This is a genomic window from Nonomuraea terrae (assembly GCF_004348995.1).
Lineage (GTDB): Bacteria > Actinomycetota > Actinomycetes > Streptosporangiales > Streptosporangiaceae > Nonomuraea > Nonomuraea terrae.
The window spans coordinates 1-17,450 of record NZ_SMKQ01000194.1 but is presented as its reverse complement, the minus strand read 5'-3'; the positions used below and the strand labels follow the sequence as shown (position 1 = coordinate 17,450).

General features: G+C 70.6%; 18 protein-coding genes. 9 read left to right on the top strand and 9 right to left on the bottom strand.

Annotated elements, in window-relative coordinates; genetic code table 11:
* Window positions 1-1,108, top strand: a 1,108-nt coding sequence (locus tag E1286_RS37755) for a winged helix DNA-binding domain-containing protein (RefSeq protein WP_342776303.1), incomplete at its 5' end; no start/stop codon positions are given.
* Between the two features lie 52 nt (window positions 1,109-1,160).
* Here E1286_RS37755 and E1286_RS37750 read toward each other — a convergent pair.
* Entirely contained in the window at window positions 1,161-1,412 is a 252-nt protein-coding gene (locus E1286_RS37750; protein ID WP_132620510.1) for a hypothetical protein, read from the bottom strand.
* Between the two features lie 84 nt (window positions 1,413-1,496).
* On the bottom strand, window positions 1,497-2,591 hold the full coding sequence (locus tag E1286_RS37745; protein ID WP_132620508.1) for an MFS transporter: 1,095 nt from the start codon (window positions 2,589-2,591) through the stop codon (window positions 1,497-1,499).
* A 371-nt stretch (window positions 2,592-2,962) separates the two neighbouring features.
* Between E1286_RS37745 and E1286_RS37740 the strand changes: the two genes are divergently transcribed.
* Together E1286_RS37740 and E1286_RS48415 are read left to right on the top strand one after the other, a co-directional pair.
* Entirely contained in the window at window positions 2,963-3,406 is a 444-nt protein-coding gene (locus tag E1286_RS37740) for a carboxymuconolactone decarboxylase family protein (RefSeq protein ID WP_132620506.1), read from the top strand.
* A gap of 324 nt (window positions 3,407-3,730) precedes the next feature.
* Entirely contained in the window at window positions 3,731-3,898 is a 168-nt protein-coding gene (locus E1286_RS48415) for a hypothetical protein (protein ID WP_165970089.1), read from the top strand.
* 29 nt (window positions 3,899-3,927) lie between these two features.
* Here E1286_RS48415 and E1286_RS37735 read toward each other — a convergent pair whose 3' ends face one another.
* A complete protein-coding gene (locus E1286_RS37735) occupies window positions 3,928-4,548 on the bottom strand; it encodes a pyridoxamine 5'-phosphate oxidase family protein (RefSeq protein ID WP_132620504.1) in 621 nt (206 codons plus the stop codon).
* Between the two features lie 117 nt (window positions 4,549-4,665).
* On the opposite strand from E1286_RS37735, the gene E1286_RS37730 reads away from it, so the two are divergent.
* A complete protein-coding gene (locus E1286_RS37730; RefSeq protein ID WP_223190816.1) occupies window positions 4,666-5,508 on the top strand; it encodes an alpha/beta fold hydrolase in 843 nt (280 codons plus the stop codon).
* Here E1286_RS37730 and E1286_RS37725 read toward each other — a convergent pair whose 3' ends face one another.
* Entirely contained in the window at window positions 5,509-6,594 is a 1,086-nt protein-coding gene (locus E1286_RS37725) for a PrsW family intramembrane metalloprotease (protein ID WP_132620502.1), read from the bottom strand. It lies immediately after the preceding gene.
* 59 nt (window positions 6,595-6,653) lie between these two features.
* The gene (locus E1286_RS37720) at window positions 6,654-7,865 is read right to left on the bottom strand and encodes an amidohydrolase (RefSeq protein ID WP_132620500.1); all 1,212 of its coding nucleotides are present in this window, start codon (window positions 7,863-7,865) and stop codon (window positions 6,654-6,656) included.
* Between the two features lie 37 nt (window positions 7,866-7,902).
* Here E1286_RS37720 and E1286_RS37715 point away from each other — a divergent pair, with 37 nt between their 5' ends.
* From E1286_RS37715 to E1286_RS37705, 3 genes are all read left to right on the top strand, one after another.
* The gene (locus tag E1286_RS37715; protein WP_132620497.1) at window positions 7,903-8,301 is read left to right on the top strand and encodes an ester cyclase; all 399 of its coding nucleotides are present in this window, start codon (window positions 7,903-7,905) and stop codon (window positions 8,299-8,301) included.
* 30 nt (window positions 8,302-8,331) lie between these two features.
* Window positions 8,332-8,793 (top strand): TIGR03618 family F420-dependent PPOX class oxidoreductase, encoded by a 462-nt coding sequence (locus E1286_RS37710; protein WP_132620494.1) that lies wholly within the window; start codon window positions 8,332-8,334, stop codon window positions 8,791-8,793.
* 170 nt (window positions 8,794-8,963) lie between these two features.
* The gene (locus tag E1286_RS37705) at window positions 8,964-9,812 is read left to right on the top strand and encodes a glycerophosphodiester phosphodiesterase (RefSeq protein ID WP_132620492.1); all 849 of its coding nucleotides are present in this window, start codon (window positions 8,964-8,966) and stop codon (window positions 9,810-9,812) included.
* A 245-nt stretch (window positions 9,813-10,057) separates the two neighbouring features.
* Here the strand turns inward: E1286_RS37705 and E1286_RS37700 are convergent, their stop codons facing one another.
* Window positions 10,058-10,468, bottom strand: coding sequence for an SGNH/GDSL hydrolase family protein (locus E1286_RS37700; protein ID WP_132620490.1), 411 nt, complete (start codon window positions 10,466-10,468; stop codon window positions 10,058-10,060).
* A gap of 354 nt (window positions 10,469-10,822) precedes the next feature.
* Between E1286_RS37700 and E1286_RS37695 the strand changes: the two genes are divergently transcribed.
* Entirely contained in the window at window positions 10,823-12,268 is a 1,446-nt protein-coding gene (locus tag E1286_RS37695; RefSeq protein WP_425464788.1) for an AlkA N-terminal domain-containing protein, read from the top strand.
* A 19-nt stretch (window positions 12,269-12,287) separates the two neighbouring features.
* Window positions 12,288-12,794: a methylated-DNA--[protein]-cysteine S-methyltransferase gene (locus E1286_RS37690; protein ID WP_132620486.1), complete on the top strand. Its 507-nt coding sequence runs from the start codon at window positions 12,288-12,290 to the stop codon at window positions 12,792-12,794.
* Between the two features lie 49 nt (window positions 12,795-12,843).
* Here the strand turns inward: E1286_RS37690 and E1286_RS37685 are convergent, their stop codons facing one another.
* The 3 genes from E1286_RS37685 to E1286_RS49585 all read right to left on the bottom strand — a co-directional run.
* Complete coding sequence (locus tag E1286_RS37685; RefSeq protein WP_132620484.1) at window positions 12,844-15,666, bottom strand: vitamin B12-dependent ribonucleotide reductase; 2,823 nt, start codon at window positions 15,664-15,666, stop codon at window positions 12,844-12,846.
* The gene (nrdR, locus tag E1286_RS37680) at window positions 15,663-16,118 is read right to left on the bottom strand and encodes a transcriptional regulator NrdR (RefSeq protein WP_111183346.1); all 456 of its coding nucleotides are present in this window, start codon (window positions 16,116-16,118) and stop codon (window positions 15,663-15,665) included. The genes E1286_RS37685 and nrdR overlap by 4 nt, the downstream gene beginning before the upstream one ends.
* 916 nt (window positions 16,119-17,034) lie before the next feature.
* The coding region (locus E1286_RS49585; RefSeq protein ID WP_223190814.1) for a LysM peptidoglycan-binding domain-containing protein at window positions 17,035-17,450 on the bottom strand (416 nt) is incomplete at its 5' end.

Here is a 17,450-nt window from a genome sequence, read left to right as displayed (position 1 = left end):
GTGTAGAACTGGGCGGGTGACGAAAGTGACGTGGTCGCAGATCCTCGCCTGGCGGTTGCGGCGGCAGTTCGTGACCGGGGCCGACGGCCCGGACGCCGTGGCGGTCGTGCGGCGGTTGTGCGGGGTGCAGGCGCAGGTCGCCTCCTCCGCACGGCTCGCGGTGGCGGTCAGGAGCGCCCGGCCCGACGCCGCCGAGGTCGACCGGGCGTTGTGGTCGGAGCGCACGCTGGTCAAGACGTGGCTCATGCGCGGCACCCTCCACCTCGTGGCCGCCGGCGAGCTGGCCGACCACTGCGCGACCCTGGCCACCCTGCGCTTCTGGGAGAAGGGCTCGTGGCAGCGCGGCCACGGCGTCACCGCCGACGAGATCGCGGCCGTCATCGACGCCGTCCCCTTGGTGCTGACCGGTGACCCCCTGACGCGGGAGGAGCTGGTCGACGCCGTCGTGGCGAAGACGGGTGACGAGCATCTGCGTGAGGCGCTCACGTCCGGGTGGGGCGCGCTGCTCAAGCCGCTGAGCCGGCTGGGCGAGCTGTGCTACGGCCCGCCCCGCGACGGCCGGGTGACCTTCACCGCACCGGCCCGCTGGGTGCCGGGCTGGCCGGGCACGCTGCCGCCGCACGAGAAGGCGGGGGTGCGGGTGCTGCGGGCCTTCCTGAGCGCGTACGGGCCGGCCACGCCGGAGATGTTCGACGCCTGGCTGTTCGGCGGGGTGGCCAGGAAGGCCGTGCTCAAGGGTTGGTTCCGCGAGCTGGCGCCCGAGCTCGCCGAGGTCGAGACCGACGACGGCATGACCCTGCTGCTGCCAGCCGAACACCTCGACGACCTCGCCGGCACGGCCGAGACCTCGGCAGTGCACCTGCTGCCGGGGTTCGACCAGTACATCCTGGCGGCCCCGCGCTCCCTCGCCCCGCTCCTCCCGCCTGAGCTCAGGCCCAAGGTCAGCAGGCAGGCCGGGTGGATCTCACCCGTGGTCGTGCACGGCGGGCGGGTCGCCGGGGTGTGGGACGCCAAGGGCCGCGACATCACCCTCGACCTGGCCGGCACCGTGCCGAGCGGGCCTCTCGCCGAGGCGGTCGAGCGCATGCGCGCGTTACTCGCCGCGTAACGTGACCTGGCCGACCGGCGATAGCAGGCCGGCCGGTCAGGCGTGGTGAGGGTCAGGCCGAGGCGCCCGCTTTCACGCGGTCCACGAGGCCCTGGGTGCCCTCCTCGCGGGCGCAGTGGGCGCAGCAGAACCAGTGCTCGCCTGACTGCACCCCATGGCCGATGACCTTGGTGCCGCAGTGCTCACAGATGGGCGCCATCGCCTCGATCGCGCACTGGAAGCAGTCGAACGTGTGCACAGCCCCCTGCGCGTGCACCTCGAACGCCATGTCGTAGTCGTTGCCACACGTCTCACAGATCGCCATGGTGATCCCCTTCGCCGTTGATCCGCCGTCGGGATACCCCGTTCCATGGTCCCTTTTCCCCAAATGGGGGTTATATTCCGCCCGTTATGATCGTTTCACCAGAAATCGCGCCACGAGCGGCAGGCCGAGCAGCCCGAGGACGGCCAGCGCGGCGGGCAGGCCGAGCCACCCGCTCAGCCCGGCCACGAGCAGCGGGCTCACCACGAAGCCGGTGTACGAGATCGTCGAGACGCCCCACACGAGCGTCCCGCTGGAGTCGCCGGCCGCCGCATGGCTGAGCAGGGCGGGCACGATCGGGCCGAGCGCCAGCCCGGTCACCGCGAACCCGGCGATGGTGACCGGCACGCCGCCGCCCATGCCGGCCAGGGCGATGCCCGCGCCACCGCCCACCCCCGCCACCAGGTACAACGTGCGCAGCCGCACCCGCGGCAGCGCCTGTGCGAGGAGCCGCCCGGCCGTCAGCGCCGCCATGTACGCCGCGGGCGCGGTGCTCGACACCAGGGGCGTCGCGCCGCGGTGCTCCTCCAGGAGCAGCACCGACCACTGCTCGACCGAGTTCTCGATCACCAGGACGCAGGCCGCCAGCGCCCCGAGCACGGCCGCCGTGCCCCACAGCCGCCGCCGTTCGGAGACCGCGGCCGGCTCCGGGAGCGCCCGGCCGAGCGGCAGCGCCACCAGGGTGAGGGACGCGGCGGCCACGACGAGGGCGATGAGCACGAGCACCGTGTCGACGCCCAGCCCGTACGAGCGGGCCAGGCCGGTGAGCGGGGCCGCCACGATGACCGCGAGCGGGAAGGCCGCGTGCACCGCCTGGAAGAGGCGGCGGCCGCTGTCGCGCTCGGCGCGCCCGGTGGCGAGGTTGAGCACGACGTCGAGGGCGCCACTGGTGGCCCCGACCAGCAGCAGGGCCAAGGCCAGCTGCCGGCCCGTGGCGGCGAGCCCGATGCCGGCGACGCTGAGCGCGAACAGAACCGTGGTCAACGCCAGCGCGAGCCGCTCCCGTCCGCGGGCCAGCCGCCCGGCCAGCGCCATCGCGGGCAGGGCCCCGACGGGCACGGCGCTCAGCGCGATCCCGAGGTCGGCGGCGGAGATGCCGACCTCCAGCTTGACGGCGGGGAGCAGGACCGACCACGACCCCCAGAACACGGCCCACACCGCGCAGACCGCGATCAACGGCATCCGTCCAGCCCTCCGTACGTCCGGTCAAGCACCCGTCAGATCTATGTCGGCCGCCGGGCCCGGCGGCCGACATAGAGCAAGGATCACACCACCGTGATCCGCCACGTGGGGAAACCTCGTGGAGAACAGCGCCGATCGGGGGTAGGGGTCGGCTTACGGCACGCCGGGCCGCACGCCACCGGCCCGGCGGGACCGCGCGACGGGATCCGCAGGGCCGGAATCCCTGACAACCGCAGAAGGACCAGAGCAGGGAGCCCGGCCCGTGGGAAGGAACGCGGAAGAAAACTGCCGCCTTTCTCGCCGGGACTGTCACATCCGAGCAGCCTGTCCCGTCCTCCGTGTGCAACGACCCCGAACTACGGAGGCATGTGATGACTCAGCGTGTGAACGTCGCCAAGCACGTCCCCGAGGCGTACCACCACTTTCTCGCCGTGGAGAAGCTGCTGCGCGACAGTGAGCTGCCGACCAGCACCATCGAGCTGGTCAAGCTGCGCGTCAGCCAGATCAACGGCTGCGGCTACTGCGTGGACATGCACAGCCGCGACATGAAGAAGGCCGGCGAGAGTGACGAGCGGCTCTGGTCGGTGGTCGCCTGGCGGGAGGCCACGGTGTTCACGCCGGCTGAGCGGGCGGCGCTGGCGCTGGCGGAAGAGGCGACCCGGCTGGCCGATCGGGAGGCCGTGCCGGACGCGGTGTGGGAGCAGGCGGCCGAGCACTACAGCGAGCAGCAGCTCGCCCTGCTGCTCGTGTCCATCGCCATGATCAACGCTTGGAACCGCATCGGCGTCGCCGCCCGGCTCACGCCCGGAACGTGACGAGCCTGCCGGCCGAAATGCGTTGAGCGAGCCGGCCGAGGGCGGTTAGGTTGGCGCGCATGGCGGGTAATGAGCCCGCCATGCCGCCGCCAAGCAGAGCGGCGCACCATCTGCGAAGGGTAAAGGGACGCGCATCGGAAGGGGGACGCCAATGAAACGCGTCAGAGTCAGCAAGTCGGCCAAGCGACGCACGAGGCCTGTCATCGATCTCGACCTGCGGTCACCGGCGGGCCGCCAGCTTCCCTACTAGCGCGTTCCTTACACCGAACTTACGGGGGTATCTGTAAGTAACATCGGTAACAAGCACGTCACGGGGGGCTCACGATGAAGAGGTTTGTGGTGGTGCCGCGACATGCGGCCAGGCATAAGGTCCGCGACATCCGGTCGGCCGTCCGCCGCGAGCCACCCACGGATCCCAAGGTGATCGACCTGCGCGCCTACGCCGGGCGCAACGTCATCCGCTTCCCCGGCGGCTCGACCCCCGCAGCCTGAGGGCCGGGGCGCACGACGAGGCGGTCCGGTCAGCCGTAGAGGCGCCGGGCATACGCCTCGCCGTAGTACTTCTCGAGCTCCTCGAGGCTTTCCTCCACCGTCTGCACCTCCTTGACCAGCCTGGCGTGCGAAGGCAGCCCGTCAGGGGTCCAGGCGTCGGGCTTCCACAGCGAAGAGCGCAGGAACGCCTTGGCGCAGTGGAAGAAGATCTGCTCGATCTCGACCACGAGCGCGAGGTGCGGGCGGTGGCCCTTCACGATCATCTCATCGAAGAACGGGGCATCGCGGACGAGCCGGGCGCGGCCGTTGACGCGGAGGGTCTCGTTGCGCCCCGGGATGAGGAAGATCAACCCGACGTGCGGATTTTTCAGGATGTTGAGGAATCCGTCCGCTCGGCGGTTCCCCGGCCGGTCCGGGATCGCGATCGTGGTGTCGTCGACGACGTGCACGAACCCGGCCGGGTCGCCCTTGGGCGAGACATCGCAGTTGCCCCGGTCGTCCGAGGTGGCGATGAGGCAGAACGGGGAGGCCGCCAGCCACTGCCGATCGCGCTCGTGCAGGCGTACACGCTCCTTGGTGACCGCTCGCGGCATGACCTCGCCGAGCAGCTCGCGTAGCTCGGCCTCCGACCCGATCTCCGCCCAGCTCATCTGATCTCCCTTCGAGGTTTCCCCCATCTTGTCAGGAATCGGGGGAAGATCCGAAGGAGATTTCCGTTGGGCGGCCGGGCCGCCGGCCTCCGTCCGGATGGGAGTGAGATCGTGACCATGTCCAGGATGGCCGACCTCGACGGCCTGCGGATGCACTACTTGATCGACGGCGCGGGCCCGCTGCTCGTGCTGCTGCACGGATGGCCGCAGACCTCCGCCTGCTGGCGGGGGATCATGCCAGCGCTGGCCGAGCGCTTCACCGTCGTCGCGCCCGACCTGCGCGGCTACGGCCGCACCGACAAACCCACCGCCGGCTACGACAAACGTACGATGGCCGCCGACGTGCGGGCCCTCGCCCGTTCGCTGGGCCACGAGAAGGTCCTGCTCGCCGGGCACGACCGCGGCGCCAGGGTCGCCCACCGGTACGCCCTCGACCACCCCGGCGAGGTGCAGCGGCTGGTGGTCATGGACATCATCCCGACCCGCGAGATGTGGCTGCGCTACGACATGCGCTCGGGCCTGGCCGCCGGCACCTGGCACTGGACGTTCCACCTGCAACCCGACCTGCCGGAGCTGCTCGCGGGCAAGGACGTGCGCGGCTACCTCGGCTACTTCTTCGAGAAGTGGACGGTGCAGCGTGCCCGGCTGGACGTCGAGGAGTACATGCGGGCGTTCGAGCAGCCAGGGGCGCTGCGGGCCGGGTTCGAGGACTACCGGGCCTCGTTCCCGCACGACGCCGAGCACGACGACGCCGACTGGGAGGCGGGTCGGCGGCTGGAGATGCCGCTGCTCGCGCTGTGGGGCGCGGCCGGGCTGCCCAGCAGGGTGCCGGTGCTCGACATCTGGCGCGAGTACGCCCGCGACGTACGGGGAGCCGAGATCCCCGACTGCGGGCACTTCCTGGCCGAGGAGCAGCCGGAGGCCGTGCTCGCGCACCTGCGCGAGTTCCTGCCGGGATAGCTACCAGCGGCGGGCCAGCGCCATGGTCCTCAGGTGCTGGTCGCGCTCCAGCTGGAACCTGATCGGGTCGACGGCCTGCCGCTCGGCGCGTACGTGGAGCATGGTCAGCTCGGTGGCGGCCTGTTGGTAGTCGCTCATGGCGCGGCCGAGCCCGACCCGCCTGGCCCACTGGCGGGCCGCCTTGCGGGCGGGCAGCGTGGTCAGCATCTGCACATCGGCGGGGCTGATCACGCCGGTCGGCTCGTAGGCGGGCAGGTAGTAGCCCATCCGGGCGACGAGCTGGCGGCGTTCGAGCACGGTCACGACGACCAGCAGGACCAGCGCACCCATGATCACCAGGTAGGCGGCGCCGAGCACACCGAGCGAGCCGGTGCTGGCGGCGCCGTTCCACAGGCCGTGCAGGAAGACCGCGGCCGCGTAGCCGAGCGGTATGGCGGCGTAGCGGGCGGGGGTTCTGTGGGTCAGCGCGTACGCGACGCCGAGGCCGATCATCGAGGTGTAGATCGGGTGGCCGAGGGGGTCGATCAGCCCGCGGACGACGAAGACCTGCACGGCGGCGCTGATGCCGTCCTGGTCGTAGGAGAGCAGGTAGTAGCCGACGTTCTCCACGGCGGCGAAGCCGAGGCCGGCCATGGAGGCGTACACGATGCCGTCGGTCAGGCCGTCGATCTCCATCCGCCGGCGCAGCAGGAGCAGCAGGGCCGAGCCCTTGAGCGCCTCCTCGACCACCGGGGCCAGCACGACGGTGCCGATGTACTCGACGGCCGCGCTGCCGTAGCCGGCCCGCAGGAAGAGCTGCTGACCGGCCACGGTCAGCGCGACGCCGAGCACGATGGCCACCCCGGCGCCCCAGGCGAAGGCGAAGGCGAGGTGGAGCTTCGGCTCGGGTTCGAGCCTGTCGAGCGAGAGAACGGCCGCCAGCAGCACCGGAAGGGGCGCCACGGCCAGCAGCGCGGACAGGCCGAACCCGATGGGGCCGCCGGAGTAGAGCATGATGGCCAGCACGATCAGCGCGAGGACGCCGGAGACGACGAGGCCGACGAGCAGGGCCTTGCTGGGGCGCTGGGCGAGGGACGGTGCTGTCATGTTGGTGCCTCTCTTCCCGGCTGGTCCGCCCACTATGCGCCCGGCCCGTCTACAGGCGCTTAACGGTCGCTTGATTCGCGGTAGTACGGATCCGCCACGACCGGCTCACCGTCGGCGTAGGTGTAGACCTCGCGGCCGGAGACGTACACCTTCAGCGCCCGGCTCATCACGTCGAGGGGGTCGCCCGACCAGATGACCACGTCACCGTCCAGCCCCGGCTTGAGCGCGCCCACCCGGTCGTCGAGGCCCATGATGCGGGCCGGGTTCACGGTGATCGAGCGCAGCGCGTCGGCCGGGTCGAGCCCCTCCTTGACCGCCAGCGTGGCCTGGTGGACCAGGAAGTGGATCGGCACGACCGGGTGGTCGGTGGTGATCGCCACCTCGACGCCGGCCCGCGCCAGGATGCCCGGGTTGCGCAGCGAGCGCTGCCGCAGCTCGACCTTGGAGCGGCTGGTGAACAGCGGGCCGATGATCACCGGAACGTTCCGCTCGGCCAGGGTGTCGGCCAGCAGGTGACCCTCGGTGCCGTGGTTGATCACGAGCCGGTAGCCGAACTCGCCGGCCAACCTGAGCGCGGTGGCGATGTCGTCGGCCCGGTGCGTGTGCTGGCACCAGGGCAGCTCGCCGTCCAGCACGCGGGCCAGGATCTCCAGCGTGCCGTCGCGGTCGAACGGCTTGCCCTCGGCCTCGGCGGCGGCCTTCTTGGCCGTGTAGTCCTGCGCCTTCATGAACGCGTCGCGGATCACCGCGGCGACGCCCTGCCGGGTGGACGGCAGCTTCTTCTGGTCGCCGTAGACACGCTTGGGGTTCTCGCCGAGGGCGCTCTTGACGCTGACCGGCTCCTTGAGCAGCATCTCGTCCACGGACCTGCCCCAGCACTTGATCGCGACCGTCTGACCGCCGATCGGGTTGCCGGAGCCGGGCTTGATCACCGCGGTCGTCACACCGCCCGAGAGCGCGTCGGCGAAAGCCAGGTCGGCCGGGTTGATGGCGTCGAGCGCGCGCAGGCGGGCGCCGTTGGGGTCGGTCATCTCGTTGGTGTCCTGGCCGGCCCAGCCCTCGGCCTCCTCGTGGACGCCGAGGTGCCCGTGGGCCTCGACGAAGCCAGGCAGCACCCAGCCGCCCGCGGCGTCCACGATCGGGGTGCCCTCGGGGACCGTCACGTCGCGGCCGACCGCGGTGATCTTCCCCTCCTGGATGAGCACGGTCCCGCCGTCGATGGGGTCGCCGTCGACAGGTACGACATATCCGCTGGTAATGGCAAGATTCATGACAAGTAACCTACAGGTCAGGGGGTAGGAGACCGGAATGATCGCGGACCTCTACCGGCGTTGGCTGCTCGAGCTGTGGAACGGCGATTTCGACCTGGCGTACGAGCTGGTCACGCCCGACTTCACCGGTCACTGGCCGGGCATGGACGTCTCCGGGCCCGGCGGGCTCGTCGAGGCGCTCCGGCAGGGACACGAGCCGTTCACGGACGTGACGGTCACCCTCGACGTGGGGCCGATCGTGGACGGCGACCTGGTGTCGGCGCGCTGGACGTTCGGCGGCGCCTACCGGGGCGGCATCCCGGGCGCGACCGTGGCGGAAGGCACCAGGATCGCTTTCAGCGGGCACGACATCCTGCGCGTCCGGGACGGCAGATTCGCCGAGTACTGGGTGATCTCCGACGGCCAGACGTTCAGCAGACAACTCGGTATAGGGTGACATTTCCCCATTTGGGCTAGAGGACGGTGTATGGCGGAGAACGCGGAGCCGAGGCCGCTGACGGACGACGAGCTGTCGAAGCTGCTGGCCGCCCAGCGGTTCGGCGCGCTCGCGACCAACCGGAGCAGCGGCCACCCGCACCTGTCCACCGTCCGGTACGACTGGGACGCCGAGCAGCACGTCATCCGGATCTCGACCGTCGCCGACCGGCTCAAGGTGCGCCAGCTCCACGGCGATCCGCGCTGCGCCCTCTACGTTGCCAGCGACGACTTCTGGTCGTACGTCGTGGCCGAGGGCGAGGCCGAGCTGTCACCGGTGAGCGCCGAGCCTGGTGACGAGGTGGGCCGCGAGCTGCTCGCCATGCAGCCGGCCTTCGCCGAACCCGTCGACGAGCAGACGTTCCTGCGGCAGATGGTGGCCGACCGGCGGCTGGTGATCAGGCTCCCCGTGACGCGGCTGTACGGCACGGCCCTGTCCGTGCCCTTCGAATAGGCCCTTCGAACAGGCCCCTTCGAGTGGGCCCCTACGAACAGGCCCCTTCGCGCCCTCGCGTGTCGAATGCTCATCCGCGCGGCACCGCCGGGCTACTCTGCCCTCAACTCGATGTCACAAGGCCTTGTCACTGTCGGGTCGTCAATGCCTCTCCCCACCAGAGGAGATCCATGTTCGGGCGACTCGCCGCCGTCATCGCCACGTCCTTCGCCGTCCTCGCCGCCACCCCCGGCACCGCACCCGCGCTGGCCACCACCACCAGCGCGGCCGCCGGCGTCACCAACGTCGCCCATCGCGGCGCCTCCGCGTACGCCCCCGAGAACACCATCGCCGCCTTCGAGCTGGCCGGTGAGCAGGGGGCCGACATGTTCGAGCTGGACGTTCAGGAGACCAAGGACCACGAGCTCGTCCTCATGCACGACACGACGCTGGCCCGCACCACCGACGCCGAGCAGGTCTTCCCCGGCCGCTCCCCCTGGAACGTCGGCGACTTCACCCTCGACCAGATCCGCAGACTCGACGCCGGCTCGTGGAAGTCTGCCGACTACGAGGGCGAGCGGGTGCCGACCCTAGGCGAGGCGCTGCGCATGATGGACGGCTCAGACATGGGCCTGCTGCTGGAGGTGAAGTCGCCGGACCTGTATCCCGGGATCGAGGAACGCATCGCCGCCGAGCTGCGCCGGCACTCCTCGTGGCTGGCGGCCGGGCGGGTGGTGGTGCAGTCGTTCGACTGGGACTCGATGCGGACGTTCGACCGGCTGATGCCGGACGTGCCGGTCGGGCTGCTCGGCACGCCCTCGACCGGGCAACTTTCCGGGCTGGCCGGCTTCGCCGAGCAGATCAACCCGCAGTACGGCACGCTCACGGCCGCGTACGTGCGGCGCGTGCACCGGCTCGGCATGGACATCCTCACCTGGACCGTCGACGACCCGGACGCCATGCGCCGGGTGATCGGCTACGGCGTGGACGGCGTCATCACCAACCGGCCCGACGTGCTGAGCGACCTGGTCAGCTCCTGACGGTCGGCCCTTCGCGAGCTCAGTCCGGGCGCCTCCGCAGCGGGCGCCCGCGACTGCGGCTCACCGTCCACCGCGGGCACCCACCGGCGGTAGCCCCGCCCGGCCGGCCAGGGAGAAGAACGGGCCCCGGCGCCCCCGTGCGGGGTCGGGCAGCACCTCCGCCAGCCGCCGGAGGCGTGCAGGCCGTCGAGCACCCGCGTCACGTGCGGACACCGCCGCGTCGTCCTCGCCACCGTGGTGCGCGCTCATTCGAGAGGCGCGGTGTCCTGGGCTTCGGATCTGGTCAGCAGGGAGCTGAGTGTCCTGGCCAGGTTCGCGGCCGCTGTCGCGTGGCCGCGCGCGTTGCAGGGGATGCGGTCGCCGGCGAAGATGCCAGGGTCGGCGACAAGAGGATGGGCGTGGTTGCCGACGTGGACGCCGCCGTGTTCGGCCGCGACCCGGCCGGTGAGCGCGTCCAGCCGGTCGAATCGCTCCGCCACCGGGCCGGCGTAGGGGTCCGGCACGAGGCCGGAACGCGCGAGGTCGAAGAGCCCGATCGGGACGAGCTGCACCCCCTGGGCGACGAGCGGCCCGACGATGGAGGTCAGGTCGGCTCCGAAGCGCTCGTCGTCGAACGACCGTCGCAGCGCGTCGTTGCCGCCGGCCGAGACGATCACCAGGGCGGTCGCAGGTCCAGCGCGCGTCTCAGTTGCCGTTCGCGAATCTCGGCTGTGCGCAGATCCCGTTCCCCAGGTTGTGACAGCTGAAGGACGGGCGCGCCGACGCGTGCCGCGGCGCCCAGATCGCGGTAGCCGTCCAGCGGCAGTACGGATCGGACATCTCGCGCAGGCATTCCATGATCGAACTCCCTTTCCGCCGGGGTGCATGGTGAGCAGGCCAGCAGCGGGCAGAGGTGATCGTCTGGCGGGTTCCCGACGACATCGCGCGATGTGGTCATGTCGGATTTCCGCCAGCCGAAACGGGCGGCCGCCCGCGATGCTGGCGATGTGTACGACGACGTGGAGCGGTGCGTGCGAGCCGTACGATCCAAGGACGCCCGGTTCGACGGCTGGTTCTTCGGCGCGGTGATCACCACCGGGATCTACTGCAGGCCCAGCTGCCCGGTGCCGCCCAAGGTCGAGAACATGCGCTTCTATCCCAGTGCCGCCGCGGCGCAGCAGGCCGGGTTCCGGGCGTGCAAGCGATGCCGTCCCGACGCCGGCCCGGGCTCTCCCGAGTGGAACGAGCGCGCCGACGTGGTGGCTCGGGCGATGCGCCTGATCGCCGACGGGGTCGTCGACCGCGAGGGCGTGCCCGGCCTGGCCGCGCACCTCGGCTACAGCGCCCGCCAGATCGAACGGCAACTGCTCGCGGAGCTCGGAGCGGGGCCGCTCGCGCTCGCCCAGGCGCAACGGGCCCAGACCGCCCGGCTGCTGATCGAGACCACGGATCTGCCGATGGGTGATGTCGCCTTCGCGGCCGGGTTCACCAGCATCCGGACGTTCAACGAGACCGTGCGGGAGGTCTTCGCGCTGACGCCGACGCAGCTACGGGAGCGCGTCGCCCGTGGCCGCCGGACCGGCCCGTCCGGGGTGTTGTCGTTGCGGCTGCCGTTCCGGGCCCCGCTGTGCCCGGGGAACCTGTTCGGCCACCTGGCCGCGACCGCCGTACCCGGCGTGGAGGAGTGGAGCGACGGCGCCTATCGCCGCACCCTGCGCCTGCCCCACGGTCACGGCATCGCCACCCTGCGCCCGGAGCCCGACCACATCGGCTGCCGGCTGTCGCTCACCGACCTGCGGGACCTGGCCACCGCGATCAGCCGGTGCCGGCGTCTCCTCGATCTCGACGCCGACCCGGTCGCCGTCGACGACCTGCTCCGCGGCGACCCGGTGCTGGCTCCCCTCGTGGACAAGGACCCGGGCCGCCGGGTGCCCCGCACCGTCGACGCGGCCGAGTTCGCGGTGCGCGCGGTGCTCGGGCAGCAGGTGTCCACCGCGGCCGCCCGTACCCACGCCGCCCGGCTGGTCACCGCCCATGGTGAGCCGATCAGGGACCCGGCCGGGGGCCTCACCCACCTCTTCCCCGATCCGCTCGCGCTGGCCGGCCTGGACCCGGCGGCCCTCGCGCTCCCGCAGGCCCGCCGCACCACGCTCACCGGGCTGGTCGCCGCACTGGCCGCCGGCGAGATCGACCTCAGCGTCGGAGGAGACTGGGGTCGGGCACGAGGTCAGCTGTCGGCATTGCCGGGATTGGGCCCCTGGACCGTCGAGACCGTCGCGATGCGCGCGCTCGGTGACCCCGACGCCTTCGTCGCCACCGATCTCGGCATCCGCGTGGCCGCCCGCGAGCTCGGGCTGCCCGTCACCCCCGCGGCGCTCACCCGCCGTACCGAGGTGTGGCGGCCATGGCGCGCGTACGCCGTTCAGTACCTGTGGGCCACCGGCGACCACCCCATCAACCGCCTGCCCACCGGATGATCCCCCGAAAGGACGCACGATGACCCTGGCCGGACACAGGACGCACACCGTGGTGGACAGCCCTGTGGGCCCGCTCACCCTCGTCGCGGCCGGTGGAACCCTTGCCGGTCTCTACATGCGACGCCAGCGGCACCGCCCCCCGGAGGAGACCTTCGGCGAACCCGACCCCGAACCCTTCACCGAAGTCGTGGAGCAGCTGCGGGCCTACTTCGACGGGCGGCTGACCGCCTTCGAGCTGCCCATGGTCTTCGACGGCACGCCGTTCCAGCGACGGGTCTGGGCGGCCCTGCGGGACATCCCGTACGGCGAGACGATCACCTACGGTCAGCTCGCCGACCGGATCGGGCAGCCGGGCGCGGCCCGCGCCGTGGGCCTGGCCAACGGCAAGAACCCGATCGGCATCATCGTCCCCTGCCACCGCGTCGTCGGCTCCACCGGCCACCTCACCGGTTACGGCGGCGGCCTGGCAACGAAGCAGCAGTTGCTCGACCTCGAAAGAGGCGTCGCCGGAGCCTGCCTCTTCTGAGGCCGCGATCGGCGGCGGGGAGCCGGGCTCCCCGCCGCCGGTCGTCAGGTCAGCTGCAGCCGCTGGTGGAGCCGCAGCCCTCGCAGACGTAGCAGCTGCCGGCCGGGCGCATCTTCGTACCGCAGGTCATGCAGAGCGGAGCGTCGGCGGTGAAGCGCTGGTGGCTCTCCAGCGTCAGCTCCTTGACCTCCGGCTGCTCCGCCTTCGGCTGGGCGGCCTCGATGGGCGCGGACTGGGCCAGCGCCTCTCGGTCGACCGTCTCCTGCAGCGCCGCCGGGTCCTCGCCGCGCTGCTGCGCGGCGCGTTCGGCCGCCGAGAAGATGCCCAGCGCGGCCCGCTCGTCGTACGGCAGGTGGTCAAGGGCCAGGCGGCGGAAGATGTAGTCCATCACCGACGTGGCCATCCGGATGTCCGGGTCGTCCGTCATGCCGGCCGGCTCGAAGCGCATGTTGACGAACTTGCTCATGTACGTCTCCAGCGGCACGCCGTACTGCAGGCCGATGGAGATCGCCACCGAGAAGGCGTCCATGACGCCCGCCAGGGTCGAGCCCTGCTTGGACATCTTGAGGAAGACCTCGCCGAGGCCGTCGTCAGGGTAGGACGAGGCGGTCATGTAGCCCTTGGCGCCGCCCACCGTGAAGCGGGTGGTCATGCTCGGCCGCTGGTTGGGCATGCGCCGCCGGGTCGGCCGGTTGACCTCGATGACCTTGACCTCGGGCTCCGCGTCCTCCTGCTTGGCGGAGGCGTCCTTCTTGGAGCCGTCGCCCGCCGACAGCGGCTGGCCGACCTTGCAGTTGTCGCGGTAGACGGCGAGGGCCTTCAGGCCGAGCTTCCAGCCCTCCAGGTAGACCTGCTCGATGTCGTCGATCGTGGCCGACTCGGGCAGGTTGACCGTCTTGGAGATGGCGCCGGACAGGAACGGCTGCGTGGCCGCCATCATCCGCACGTGGCCCATGGGCGCGATCGCCCGCTCGCCCATCGCGCAGTCGAACACCTCGTAGTGCTCGGGGCGCAGGCCGGGGGCGTCGACGACGTGGCTGTGCTCGGCGATGTACTCGACGATGGCCTCGATCTGCTCCTGCTGGTAGCCGAGCTGCCTGAGCGCCCGCGGGATCGTCTGGTTGACGATCTGCATGGAGCCGCCGCCGACGAGCTTCTTGAACTTGACCAGCGCCAGGTCGGGCTCGATGCCGGTGGTGTCGCAGTCCATCATCAGGCCGATCGTGCCGGTGGGCGCGAGCAGGCTGGCCTGGGCGTTGCGGTAGCCGTTCTTCTCGCCGAGCCGCAGGCACTCCGACCACTGGCGGGACGCCTCGGTGTGGATCTTGGCGTCCATGGTGCCGACCGTGCGCAGGTCGTCGTTGGCCGCGGCGTGCTTGCGCATGACGCGCTTGTGCGGCTCGGCGTTCCTGGCGTAACCGTCGTACGGCCCGACCACGCCGGCCAGCTCGGCGCTGCGCCGGTAGGACACACCGGTCATCAGCGACGTGATCGCCGCCGCCACCGCACGGCCGCCGTCGGAGTCGTACGCGTGACCCGTGGCCATGAGCAGGGCGCCCAGGTTGGCGTAGCCGATGCCGAGCTGCCGGTAGGCCCGCGTCGTCTCACCGATCTTCTCCGTCGGGAAGTCGGCGAACACGATCGAGATGTCCATCGCGGTGATGATCAGCTCGGTCAGCTTGACGAAGTCGCCGACGTTGAAGGTGTTGTCGTCCTTCAGGAACTTCAGCAGGTTGATGCTGGCCAGGTTGCAGGAGGAGTTGTCGAGGTGGACGTACTCGCTGCACGGGTTGCTGGCGGTGATGCGGCCGGTCTCGGGGGTGGTGTGCCAGTCGTTGATCGTGTCGTCGTACTGGACGCCGGGGTCGGCGCATTCCCACGCGGCCTTGGCCATCTTGCGGAACAGGTTGCGCGCGTCGACGGTCTCGATGACCTCGCCGGTCAGGCGGGCCCGCAGCCCGAACTCGCCGCCCTTCTCCACCGCGCGCATGAACTCGTCGGAGACCCGGACGGAGTTGTTGGCGTTCTGGTACTGGACGCTGACGATGTCCTTGCCGCCGAGATCCATGTCGAAGCCGGCGTCGCGCAGCGCGCGGATCTTGTCCTCCTCGCGCGCCTTGGTCTCGATGAACTCCTCGATGTCGGGGTGGTCGACGTCGAGCACGACCATCTTGGCCGCCCGGCGGGTGGCGCCGCCGGACTTGATGGTGCCGGCGCTCGCGTCGGCACCGCGCATGAACGACACCGGGCCGCTGGCCGTGCCGCCGCTCGACAACAACTCCTTCGACGAGCGGATGCGGGACAGGTTGACACCCGACCCGGAACCGCCCTTGAAGATCACGCCCTCTTCCTTGTACCACTCCAGGATCGACTCCATCTGGTCGTCCACGGAGAGGATGAAGCAGGCGCTCACCTGCTGCGGCGACTTGGTGCCGACGTTGAACCAGACCGGCGAGTTGAACGCGAACACCTGGTGCGCCAGCGCGTGCTTCAGCTCGTGGTCGAAGATCTCGGCGTCCTCGTCGCTGGCGAAGTAGCCGTGCTCGAGGCCCGTCGTGGTGTAGACGCCGACGACCCGGTCGATCAGCTGCTTCAGGCTCCACTCACGCTGCGGGGTGCCCACCGCCCCCCGGAAGTATTTCGTCGTCACGATGTTGGCGGCGTTGACCGACCAGAACTCGGGGAACTCGACACCCCGCTGCTCAAAGTTGATCGACCCGTCGCGCCAGTTGGTCATGACGACGTCGCGGCGCTCCCACTTGATCTCGTCATACGGGTGCACACCGGGCTTGGTGAAGATCCGCTTCATCTTCAGCCCCTTGCGCGGACGCTTGCCCCCGCGCGCGACTGAACCGCTGGCCGTCTCCGTCATGACTCCCCCTTCTCCGCCTTCAACTGTGAGATCTCGGCTTCGAAGTCCGCCAGGCTCTCGAAACCGCGATAAACCGATGCGAACCGCAGGTAGGCGACCTCGTCGAGATCGCGCAACGGGCCGAGGATGGCCAGACCCACCTCGTTGGAGGGGATCTCGGCCGCGCCCTTCGCCCTGATCGCCTCCTCCACCCGCTGCCCGAGCTGCGCCAGCGAGTCCTCACTGACCGGCCTGCCCTGGCACGCCCGTCGCACGCCCGCGACCACCTTGTCCCGTGAGAACGGCTCCGTCACCCCGCTGCGCTTGCTCACCATGAGCAGAACGGTCTCCTGCGTGGTGAACCTGCGCCCGCATTCGGGGCAGGTGCGGCGGCGCCTGATGGCGGCCCCGTCGTCGGTGGAGCGACTGTCGATGACCCTGGTGTCAGGGTGGCGACAGAACGGACAGTGCACGCGTTCGCCTCCAAGACGTCCGGCCACCACACGCGCCAAATCCGTCATTACGGGGACGCTCGCGCACACTCCACAGCCGGCCATGGAGCGGTCACAGAAACACAAGGTGTGGTGAACTACATCGGTGTAACTACTAGATGTTGTGGTCCAACCGTAGAAGCGTGCGACCATGAACGCAAGTTGAGCAACCCCATCGGCACGAAGTCGCTGATCAGCCCACCGACACCAGCAGCCCCCGGCGTGTCGTCACTGGGCGGGTGCTCCCGCCGCAGGTGAGGGCGTCACAGCAGTTGTTCGAGACCTCGATGGTGAACAAACCTCACAATCCTAACGGCCGACACACCCACCGCCCTCAGCCCGCCCGGGGCGAGCACCCGTGCCCCATGGAAGCGGCGAGGAATGGAAGGCGATCAAGAAGGAGGGTGGCCACCTCCCAGGCCGTCCCATCGGCGGGTGACCGAGCGAGGCCTGCGCCCGGCGGACGGGGGCAGCTGCCCACCCGGCGCCGTCCGGCACTCCCACGGCGCAGACCGACCCACCCCACGGCCGGAACCACCCCGCACGGTGAGAAGCCCTGTCGGGACGGGAGCAACTGCCCGCCCGGCAAGTCTGGGCCGCCCACACCGCAGACAGAATCGAGCCCACAGAGGAACCGCGGACGAACCCAGCCCCAACAGAAGCGGCTCCCCGCAGGGAACCGGCGCTCCGGGTGAAAGCAGCCCCGCCTGTCCCGCGCCAGCCGGGGCCGGTGGCGTCTGGGCGGACCCCTGCCGAGCGGCTTTCGCGCCCTCCTGCTTCCCCGTGCCGTCGCTCGTCGCCTGAGCGGAACACCCTTAGGCGAGGTCGTCCCCGTCTGTGAGGTCTCGCCCCTACAGCAAGGTCATCCGTAAGGCCGGATGGCAGGTCGGCATGGGGGTCAACGTAGGGCGGCGGTGTTCGCCGGGACGTAGAGTCGCGTGCCGGAACGGATGAGGGAGTCGGGCAAGCCGTTCAGACGCTTGATCTCCTCCACCATGGCCCCCGTGTCGTCCCGCTCGGTGAGCGCGTCGGCGATCGCCCACAGCGTGTCCCCCTTCTCGACCTCCACCCAGGGCAGACCGGCATGACCCGTCACCACGACCCGCACACCGGCATGACTCGCGGCACGCGTGCCGAGCCAGAACCCGCCCAGGGACAGCAGCGCCATGGCCATCACCAGCACGACCCGCCCGCGCCGGGTCAGCCGTACCGGAGGAACCGACCGTCCCCGGCCCTTATTCCCTCCAGGCCCCTGCCCGCTGAACCGCAGCCCTCTGCGCCGCCGCCGTTCTCCCGACCGGCGCTCCCCAGGTC

Bases quoted from the DNA above. Each gene is read 5' to 3' on its own strand.
- E1286_RS37750 (WP_132620510.1), bottom strand. From the start codon at position 1,412: ATGGCGATCTGTGAGACGTGTGGCAACGACTACGACATGGCGTTCGAG.
- E1286_RS37745 (WP_132620508.1), bottom strand. From the start codon at position 2,591: ATGCCGTTGATCGCGGTCTGCGCGGTGTGGGCCGTGTTCTGGGGGTCG.
- E1286_RS37740 (WP_132620506.1), top strand. From the start codon at position 2,963: ATGACTCAGCGTGTGAACGTCGCCAAGCACGTCCCCGAGGCGTACCAC.
- E1286_RS48415 (WP_165970089.1), top strand. From the start codon at position 3,731: ATGAAGAGGTTTGTGGTGGTGCCGCGACATGCGGCCAGGCATAAGGTC.
- E1286_RS37735 (WP_132620504.1), bottom strand. From the start codon at position 4,548: ATGAGCTGGGCGGAGATCGGGTCGGAGGCCGAGCTACGCGAGCTGCTC.
- E1286_RS37730 (WP_223190816.1), top strand. From the start codon at position 4,666: ATGTCCAGGATGGCCGACCTCGACGGCCTGCGGATGCACTACTTGATC.
- E1286_RS37725 (WP_132620502.1), bottom strand. From the start codon at position 6,594: ATGACAGCACCGTCCCTCGCCCAGCGCCCCAGCAAGGCCCTGCTCGTC.
- E1286_RS37720 (WP_132620500.1), bottom strand. From the start codon at position 7,865: ATGAATCTTGCCATTACCAGCGGATATGTCGTACCTGTCGACGGCGAC.
- E1286_RS37715 (WP_132620497.1), top strand. From the start codon at position 7,903: ATGATCGCGGACCTCTACCGGCGTTGGCTGCTCGAGCTGTGGAACGGC.
- E1286_RS37710 (WP_132620494.1), top strand. From the start codon at position 8,332: ATGGCGGAGAACGCGGAGCCGAGGCCGCTGACGGACGACGAGCTGTCG.
- E1286_RS37705 (WP_132620492.1), top strand. From the start codon at position 8,964: ATGTTCGGGCGACTCGCCGCCGTCATCGCCACGTCCTTCGCCGTCCTC.
- E1286_RS37690 (WP_132620486.1), top strand. From the start codon at position 12,288: ATGACCCTGGCCGGACACAGGACGCACACCGTGGTGGACAGCCCTGTG.
- E1286_RS37685 (WP_132620484.1), bottom strand. From the start codon at position 15,666: ATGACGGAGACGGCCAGCGGTTCAGTCGCGCGCGGGGGCAAGCGTCCG.